This window comes from Rhizobacter sp. P2_H2, assembly GCF_056403375.1.
This window is the reverse complement of the sequence record NZ_JBFUFP010001259.1, coordinates 1-1425: the sequence shown is the minus strand read 5'-3', so window position 1 is coordinate 1425 and position 1425 is coordinate 1. Positions and strand designations below refer to the sequence as shown.

The following is a 1425-nucleotide window of genomic DNA, read 5'->3' as shown; positions in this document are numbered from 1 at the left end:
CTGCGAGTGCCGAGCGGGACTTCGATACCTCAGTCCGAACGGATGGTGGCGGGCCTGCGTCGAACACTCGCCACCCGTTCGGGCTGAGGTATCGAAGCCTGCGCTGTTTGCGGGCCCACGAACACAACCTGCGCGCACAGCACAACGAAGCAAGAAACGAAAACGCCCCGCGATAGCGCGAGGCGTTGCAGCAACCAGGTTCGTGGCCTGGTGCAGTGATCACTTCTTCATCGGTTCCTTCTTGGAATCGGTCGCAGCCGCGGCCTTGTAGGCCCCACCGTTGACCGTCAGGCCGGCATCGGACAGCTTCGCGGCCTGGTGCTCCTTCACGCCCTTCACGCGACCCATCACGTCGCTCCAGTCCTTGAACTCACCCTTCTTGCGCTCGGTCAGCATGCGCGTGGCCATCGCCGGACCGATCCCCTTGACCGCTTCGAGCTCGGCCTGCGTCGCCTTGTTGATGTCGACGCCCGCCGCAAACGCCAGCGCCGAGAACAGCGCCAGCAACGTGGCGATGATGGTCTTCTTGAACATGGTGATCCTCTCCTGGAAGGTTGACGGATTGCCGATTGACAACCCGCCGGCCTAACGAGGCCCTTCGAGGGAGCGTTGACCGGTCAGGACCGGTACAGATGCACCTTATTGACCCGCTGCCGCGAGCCAGTCGACATAGCGCTTCACACCACCGGCCACATCGGTGAACGCATGGTCGCAACCTGTTGCGCGCAGTCGCGACAGGTCAGCCTGTGTATGGCTTTGGTACTTGCCGACCAGCGCCTGTGGGAACTCGATGTACTCGATGAGCCCCTTCGCGACCAGCTCGCCCAACGGCAGCGGCGGCTCGCCCTTCAACGCACGCGACGCATTGACAGTGGCCTCGGCGACGTCGTTGAACGGCTGCGCGCGCCCGGTACCGAGGTTGAAGATGCCGCTCTGCCCCGGGTGCTGCAGGAACCACAGGTTCACCGCGACCACGTCGTCGACGAAGATGAAATCGCGGTTCTGCTCGCCCGGCCCGTAGCCCCCGTACTCGCCGAACAGCTTCACCTTGCCGGTCTCGCGGAACTGGTTGAAGTGGTGGAACGCCACCGAGGCCATGCGGCCCTTGTGCTGCTCGCGCGGGCCGTAGACGTTGAAGTAGCGGAAGCCCACCACCTGGCTGCGGTTCACGTGCAGCATGCGCCGCACCACGTTGTCGAACAGCAGCTTCGAGTAGCCGTAGACGTTCAGCGGCCGCTCGAACGCCGGCTCTTCGCGGAAGGTGTCGCTGCCGCCGTAGGTGGCCGCCGACGACGCATACAGCAGCCGCGTGCCCTGCGCCTGGCAGGCGTCGAGCAGGTCCTTGCTGCAGCGGTAGTTGGTGTCGAGCATGAAGCGCCCGTCGTGCTCCATCGTGTCGGAGCACGCGCCCTGGTGCAGCACCAC

Annotated in this window: 2 protein-coding genes; both read right to left on the bottom strand. The window is 64.7% G+C overall.

Translation table 11 applies throughout. From position 1 onward, the window contains the following. Nucleotides 1-219: 219 nt before the first annotated feature. Nucleotides 220-534 carry a ComEA family DNA-binding protein gene (locus AC1D15_RS32140; protein WP_477829246.1) on the bottom strand — a complete coding sequence of 105 codons (315 nt, stop codon included), beginning with the start codon at nt 532-534 and terminating at the stop codon, nt 220-222. A 105-nt stretch (nt 535-639) separates the two neighbouring features. Continuing rightward, on the bottom strand, nt 640-1425 hold a 786-nt coding region (gene rfaD, locus AC1D15_RS32135), incomplete at its 5' end, for an ADP-glyceromanno-heptose 6-epimerase (protein WP_477829245.1).